Source organism: Streptomyces sp. NPDC041108 (assembly GCF_055592645.1).
Window position 1 is genome coordinate 814,828 of record NZ_JBVIYK010000002.1, and the last position, 6,349, is coordinate 821,176.

General features: G+C 74.9%; 5 protein-coding genes. 2 read left to right on the forward strand and 3 right to left on the reverse strand.

The genetic code is table 11. The annotated features are described in order from the left end of the window. The first annotated feature begins 330 nt into the window (after nt 1-330). The gene (locus tag ACZ6BB_RS09515; protein ID WP_471614693.1) at nt 331-615 is read left to right on the forward strand and encodes a hypothetical protein; all 285 of its coding nucleotides are present in this window, start codon (nt 331-333) and stop codon (nt 613-615) included. Nucleotides 616-618: 3 nt separating this feature from the next. After that, a complete protein-coding gene (locus ACZ6BB_RS09520; RefSeq protein ID WP_471614694.1) occupies nt 619-1,647 on the forward strand; it encodes an alpha/beta fold hydrolase in 1,029 nt (342 codons plus the stop codon). A gap of 91 nt (nt 1,648-1,738) precedes the next feature. On the opposite strand, the gene ACZ6BB_RS09525 is transcribed toward ACZ6BB_RS09520, so the two are convergent. The 3 genes from ACZ6BB_RS09525 to fdxA all read right to left on the reverse strand — a co-directional run bounded on the left by ACZ6BB_RS09525 (nt 1,739) and on the right by fdxA (nt 6,138). Continuing rightward, nucleotides 1,739-4,498 carry an AfsR/SARP family transcriptional regulator gene (locus ACZ6BB_RS09525; protein WP_471614695.1) on the reverse strand — a complete coding sequence of 920 codons (2,760 nt, stop codon included), beginning with the start codon at nt 4,496-4,498 and terminating at the stop codon, nt 1,739-1,741. 70 nt (nt 4,499-4,568) lie between these two features. Continuing rightward, entirely contained in the window at nt 4,569-5,594 is a 1,026-nt protein-coding gene (locus ACZ6BB_RS09530) for an AfsA-related hotdog domain-containing protein (protein ID WP_471614696.1), read from the reverse strand. A 232-nt stretch (nt 5,595-5,826) separates the two neighbouring features. Beyond that, a complete protein-coding gene (gene fdxA / locus ACZ6BB_RS09535) occupies nt 5,827-6,138 on the reverse strand; it encodes a ferredoxin (protein WP_471614697.1) in 312 nt (103 codons plus the stop codon). Nucleotides 6,139-6,349: the final 211 nt, after the last annotated feature.

The following is a 6,349-nucleotide window of genomic DNA, read 5'->3' on the forward strand; positions in this document are numbered from 1 at the left end:
CCCGTCGGCTCCCGCCGAACGAGCGTCCCGCGTCCGCCTGTCGGCTGTCGTCGGGTGACCGTCCCGTCTCCGTCCGTCGGCTCCCGAGTGACCGTCCCGTCTCCGTCCGTCGGTGCCCGCCGAACGAGCCTCCCGCGTCCGTCCGTCGGCTCCCGCCGAGTGACCGTCCCGCGTCCGTCCGTCGGCCGCGGTCGGGTGGGTCTCGTGGCCGTGTCCGACGGCTCCCGGCGGGTGCGCGTCCCGGCCGGCGGCTCCCTCGACCGCACGCCGCTCGGCCCAGCGGCAGCGGTACCGCGTCCTTCCTCGCACACCTACCCAGAGGTGGCTGTCATGTCCTCCGTGCACACCCTCCGCGCTCCCTCCTCGCAGGCCCAGGTGTTCGCTCCGTGGCGGACGAGGACACCCGGGCAGGCGCAGCCGTGGCGTTCCCTGATGTCGCTCGGCCTCGACCCCGAACCCGACGTCGCCCCTGCCCCCGAACCCGACCCCGAGGGCGTCCCCGGCGCGCAGCGCCTCGTCCCCGCCCAGGTGCCGGGCGCACCGGACGTCGTCGAGTCCGCACCCGTCCCGCGCCGCCCCGTCCGTGACCGTCACCCGATTCCGCAGGAGGCCTGAACCGTGGCCGACGCCCCCTTCACCGCCCGCTCGCCCTTCCGGCCCAGCCGCCGGCCGGGCCGGCCCAAACCACGTGCGGTGGGCCGCAACGAGGTCCGGGTCCGCACCCGCCACCTGCACGGCTACCGCTTCGCCTACCGGATGGCCGGCAAGGGCGAGTCCGCCGTGGTGCTCATCCACGGCATCGGCGACTCCTCCGCGACCTGGGCCGACATCATCCCGGGCCTGGCCGCCCGCCACCGGGTCGTCGCTCCCGACCTGCTCGGCCACGGGGCGTCGGCCAAACCCCGTGGCGACTACTCGCCCGGGGCGTACGCCAACGGACTGCGGGACCTGCTCAGCGCCCTCGGCATCGAGCGGGCCACCCTCGTCGGGCACTCGCTCGGCGGCGCGGTGGCCGCCCAGTTCGCCTACCAGTTCCCGGAGCGCACCGAACGGCTGGTCCTGGTCGGCAGCGGAGGCATCGGCCGCCAGGTCTCCCCGCTGCTGCGGGCCGCCACTCTGCCCGGCGCCGAACTGCTGCTCTCTGCCCTGCAACTGCCGACGGTGCGCTGGCAGTTGCAGATGATCGTCAAGATCATGAAGACGCTGGACACCGGCCTGGGCGTCGACGCGCCGGACCTGCTGAGGGTGGTCGACGCCCTGCCGGACGCGAGTTCGCGCAGTGCCTTCGTGCGGACCCTGCGGGCCGTCGTCGACTGGCGGGGACAGGTCGGCACCCTGCTCGACCGCTGCTATCTGACCCAGGGCATGCCGACCATGCTGCTGTGGGGCGGCCGGGACATGGTCGTCCCGGCCCTCCACGCCGGTCTCGGCCATGTCTCCATGCCCGGCAGCCGGCTGGAGATCTTCGAGGAGGCGGGACACTTCCCGTTCCACACGGACCCGGAACGCTTCCTCGGCGTGCTCCACGACTTCATCGCCCGCACCGAGCCCGCCCGGTTCAGCGCCGAGGAGTGGCGGCAGCTGCTGCGCACCCGCCGTGCCCGTCACCGCGGTGCCCTCCCCCTCCAGGGGCGGGCCACCGGATGACGGCGGGCCGCGCGGTGACCGGAGAAGTTCACCGCGCGGCCCGCGCCCGTCGCCGGCCGCCCGGGGAGCCCGGGAGCCGGCGGGCGGGAGGTCAGGCGGCCCCCGCCGGGGTGAGGGCCGGGACGGCCGTTCCGATGAGCCACATCCCCGGGCGGACCTCGACCGCGTGCGCGACCGGGGACAGGCTGCGCGCGGGATCCGGCGCCAGGCGGGCCGCGGTACGGCGGACGTACTCCGTCCAGCGGCGGTCACCGAGGCGTTCCGCGGTACGCCGGCACTGCTCGAGATGCCGGCCGGCCACCTCCGGGCGGCCCCGCCGCAGGTTCACCAGGGCCAGCCCGTTCAGCGCGGCCACCTCGCCCCGCGCGTCCCCCTCCGCCGAGCACACCGCCAGTGCCCGCCCGTAACGCCGGGCGGCGGGCTCCGGCAGCCCCTGCCCGAGCAGGACGTCGCCCGCGCCGATCCGGCAGCGCGCGACTCCGGTCCGGTCGCGGACCAGCTCGAACGCGTGCTGGGCGGCGGTGTGGTGGAGCAGCGCCCGGTCGGCCTGGCGGCGCTGCCAGGCGAGGTCGCCCAGCGAGTACTGGATCACCGCCTCCGCCTCGGTGTTCCCGACCCGCCGCGCGGCGTCCAGCGCGAGCCGGTGGGTCTCCTCCCACTCCTCCCACGCGGCGCGGGCGTGGAAGTAACCGGCGGCGCTCCACGCGAGCCGCCACACCAGGGGCCACAGCCCCGCCGCGTGCGTCTGCCGTACGGTCTCCACCAGGCCCGTGGCCTCCTCGCGGAACCACCCCAGGGGACTCGCGCCGACGGTCGCCGCGGCGTCGGTCTCGGAGACCGTGGCGGCGGGGTGGGTCCGCCAGTCCCGTCCCGGGGTGAGCCGCGCGTCCGCGTGGCGGGCCAGGGCGACGTAGGCCCGGCCCAGCCGCTCGACGGCGTCCCGCCGGGTCCGGGCGGCGTCCGGCTCCGCCTCCCGCAGTTCGGTGGCCAGCACCCGCAGCAGCGAGTGGAAGCCGTAGCGGACCGACTGCCCGTCGCTCCGGGCCTCCAGCAACTGGGCCCGTACGAGTTCCTCGGCCGTCTCCTCCGCCTCCGCACGCCCGGTGCCGAGCAGGGCCGCGACGGTCCACCCCGTGAAGTCGGGGGCCGGGGCCAGCGACAGCAGACGGAAGGCGCGCCGCAGCGCGGGCCCGGCCTCCTGGTACCCCGTCAGCAGGCTGGAGCGCAGGTCGAGATCGCCCTCGCGCAGGACCCCGAGCCGGGTCCGCTCGTCGCGCAGCCGGCCCGCCAGCGCGGCGGGGGTGGTGTGCGGCCGTGCCGTCAGGGCCGCCGCGGCCACGCGCAGCGCCAGCGGGAAGTACTCGCACAGCCGGGCGATCTCGGCGACCGCCACCGGGTCCTGAGCCATCCGCTCGCCGCCGGCGGCCAGCAGCAGCTCCACCGCCTCCTCGGGCCGTACCGCGTCCAGCCCCAGGTGCTCCGCGCCGTCGAGGGCGGCGGCCCGGCGGCGACCGGTGACGATCACCGTGCCCTCCGCGAAGGCCCGCAGCAACGGCCGTATCTGCTGCTCCGACGCCGCGTCGTCCAGGATCAGCAGCATCCGGCGTCCCCGCAGGGCCCGCCGCAGCCGGTCCGTCAGCTCCTCGGGGTCGGTGAGCGGGGCGTCGGAGACGTCGTCGGTGAGACGGCGCAGCAGTGCCCCTCCCGCCTGCGCGGAGCTGAGCGGACGCCCCTGCGGTCCGCGCAGACCGATCAGCAAGCCGCCGTCCGGGAACAGGTCCGCCGTCCGGTGGGCGAGCCGCAGGGCCAGCGCGGTCTTGCCGACGCCGGCCGGCCCGGACAGGGCCAGGACACGCACCGGGCGCCTGCCGACACTCCCGCGCAACGCCCTTTCCCCGTAGGCCAGTTCCTCGTGACGGCCGACGAAACCGGGCGGCGCGGCGGGCAGCGCCGGAGGCGGGCCGGGCAGGGGCCGCGGTCCGCCGGCCGGTCCCGCCGCCCGGCGGGGAGCCCCCGGCTGCGCCGATGCGCCGGTCTCGCGGCCCGGCTCCTCGCGGGCCGCGTTCTCGCGGCTCGGGCTCCGCGCGCCGCGGGGCGGCTGCCAGTCCAGGGAGGGGTCCCGGCGCAGGACGCGCTCGTGCAGCCGGGACAGGCCCGGGCCCGGTTCGACCCCCAGCTCCTCCACGAGGGAGTGGCGCAGCCGCCCGTACACCCTCAGCGCGTCGGATCCGCGGCCCGTGCGGTAAAGCGCCACCATGAGGTGCCCGTGCAGGCTCTCCCGCAGCGGGTACTCGTTGGCCAGGGCCAGCAGTTCCCCGGCGAGTTCCTGGTGGCGGCCCAGTCGCAGGTCGGCGACGATCCGCTGTTCCAGGACCTCCATCCGCAGCTCGTCCAGCCGGATGGCGGCGGACTCCAGCCGCACACCGTGCGGGATCCCCGACAGGGCCGGACCCGTCCACAGCGCGAGCGCCTCGTGCAGCAGCCCGGAGGCGCCGGCGAAGTCCCCTTCCTGGTACGCCGCGCGGCCCTCGGCCCGCAGCTGCTCGAAGCAGGGCAGGTCGAACTCCCGCTCGGGAACCGCCAGGAGGTATCCGGGAGCCCGGGTCAGCAGGTCCCCGGACGGCGCCGGCCCCCCGCTGTCCGCGAGCACCTTGCGCAACTGGGAGACGTACACCTGGAGGGTTGTGGTCGCGGTGCGCGGTGGCTGCGTCCCCCACAGTTCGTCGATCAGGCTGTGCACCGGGACCACTTCACCGGCCTGCACGAGCAGGGTGGCCAGCAGGGCGCGCGGTTTCGCCGCGGAGGGAGTGCGGGGCGACAGACTCACCGGCCCCAAAACCCGGAAACGCATCGGAGAGCTCCTTGATCAGGAAGACGAGTGGGAGGGGAGGGCGTCGGCCGGTCCGGGCGGCGGCGTGCTGTCAGCAGTCCTGGAGCAGGACCGCCGAGGCGGTGCACAGAACGCGGCTGCCCTGGCTGAAGGCGAGCCGGGTCCGCACGGTGGGCCGGTCCGCCTCGTCGCGGACCGGCTCGTCCGCGACGACCGTGCAGGTCAGCGGCAGGTCGGCATCCCCGAAGCCGCGGAACGACGCCCGCCACCGGGTCAGCATGGCGTGGTCGGGCCGCAGCCCGTGCAGTTCCGCGGCGGCGAGCAGCGACGCCTGCCGGGACGCCTCCAGGAACACCGGACCGGGAACGTGGTCGCCGGGCACCGCCGAGAAGATCTCGTGCCCGGGATCGCCGGCCACCGGCAGCACGAACTCCCCGTAGGGAGCCCGCAGCGGCGTCCCCACGATGACATTGCGAGGATCCCGGCGCCCGACCGACTCGGGCGCCACGGCGGGCGGCTCCTCCTGGGAGGCCACGGTCATGGAGGCCAGCGGGCGCACCACCGGTGCCGTGCTCCGCAGACTCTCCTGACGCCCCACCTCGCGGTGCGACCGGTACACCCCGGGCATCAGGAACTGGATCCGCGCGGAAGCGCTCCCACACCCGACGCCGTCGATCGCCACGTCACCGCGGCAGTCGAGGCCGCGCGGGACGCCGTTGACCACGTCCACGGGGACGAGGGTGATGTCCAGGGTCAGATGAGCCGGGCGGCCCGTGGGACGCCACGGGACGAGGCCGAGGACGTCGAGCCCGCTGGAGACGAACACCGCGGGGCGCTCGGTGGGTACCCGGAAGTACTGGTGGGCGACGAAGTGCGTCGCCTGGCGCAGGGTCTCGGCGACGAAGAGCAGATCGTGGAAGGCGCCCGGTCCGTCGTTGAACGTCCCGTGACCGCTGGGCAGTTCGGCGGAGAGCGCGAAGTGCTGCTCCACCGGAGCGGTGGCGTCCAGCAGGAACCCCTCCGGTGTGACGGGTCTGTGCAGCAGATGGAGCGGTGCGGTGAGACCTCTGGAGTCCGGGGCGGACGCGGCGGGCTGGGAGGTGAAGGTGATGTCCATTGCAGCTCCTTCTGGGATGTCCCGGGATGCGCGCGGATGCGAGCGGCGCGCACAACGCCACAGGGCGGTGGCGAAAGAATTCCGCCACCGCCTCCACGGTGTCCCGGATCACTGGTATCGGCCTGTACCTGGCCTGGAACCGGGCTGTATCACGGCGGAATCGGGCCAGCCGGGGGCCGGACACCGCGCACCGCGAGGTCTGCGCACAGGTCTGCGCGAGGTCTGCCGGGCTTTACGCGGCCCGTGCGGAGACCAGGGGATGGTCCTCGGCGAGCGGTCCCGTCGCGCTCGCTCCGCCGGGTGATCCGAGATCGGCGAAGACCTCCGCGTCCACCGAGCGGTAGCCGCTCCATTCGGCCGGGACGTCGTCCTCGAAGAAGATCGCCTCCACCGGGCAGACGGGTTCACAGGCGCCGCAGTCGACGCATTCGTCGGGCTGGATGTAGAGCTTGCGCGGGCCCTCGTAGATGCAGTCGACCGGGCATTCGTCGATGCATGCCCGGTCCTTGACGTCGACACAGGGCTGAGCGATCACATAGGCCATGCTGTCCCTCCCCGGGAGGCTGCGGTGGAACGGTTGCTGTCGGACGGTTGCGGACAGGTGCGCGGTCGTGGAACCGCGGTCGTGCGCCTAGAGCAGGCCGGTCGCGGCGGACCGCCCGACCGTCCAGGTGTCCTTGCCGGCGAGCAGGGCGGACAGGTCGCCCTTGCCGAACTGGTCGATGGCGGTGTCGAGTTGGTCGGCCATCTGGGTG

Coding starts and splice junctions, on each gene's coding strand:
- ACZ6BB_RS09515 (WP_471614693.1), top strand. CDS start 331: ATGTCCTCCGTGCACACCCTCCGCGCTCCCTCCTCGCAGGCCCAGGTG.
- ACZ6BB_RS09525 (WP_471614695.1), bottom strand. CDS start 4,498: ATGCGTTTCCGGGTTTTGGGGCCGGTGAGTCTGTCGCCCCGCACTCCC.
- ACZ6BB_RS09530 (WP_471614696.1), bottom strand. CDS start 5,594: ATGGACATCACCTTCACCTCCCAGCCCGCCGCGTCCGCCCCGGACTCC.
- fdxA (WP_471614697.1), bottom strand. CDS start 6,138: ATGGCCTATGTGATCGCTCAGCCCTGTGTCGACGTCAAGGACCGGGCA.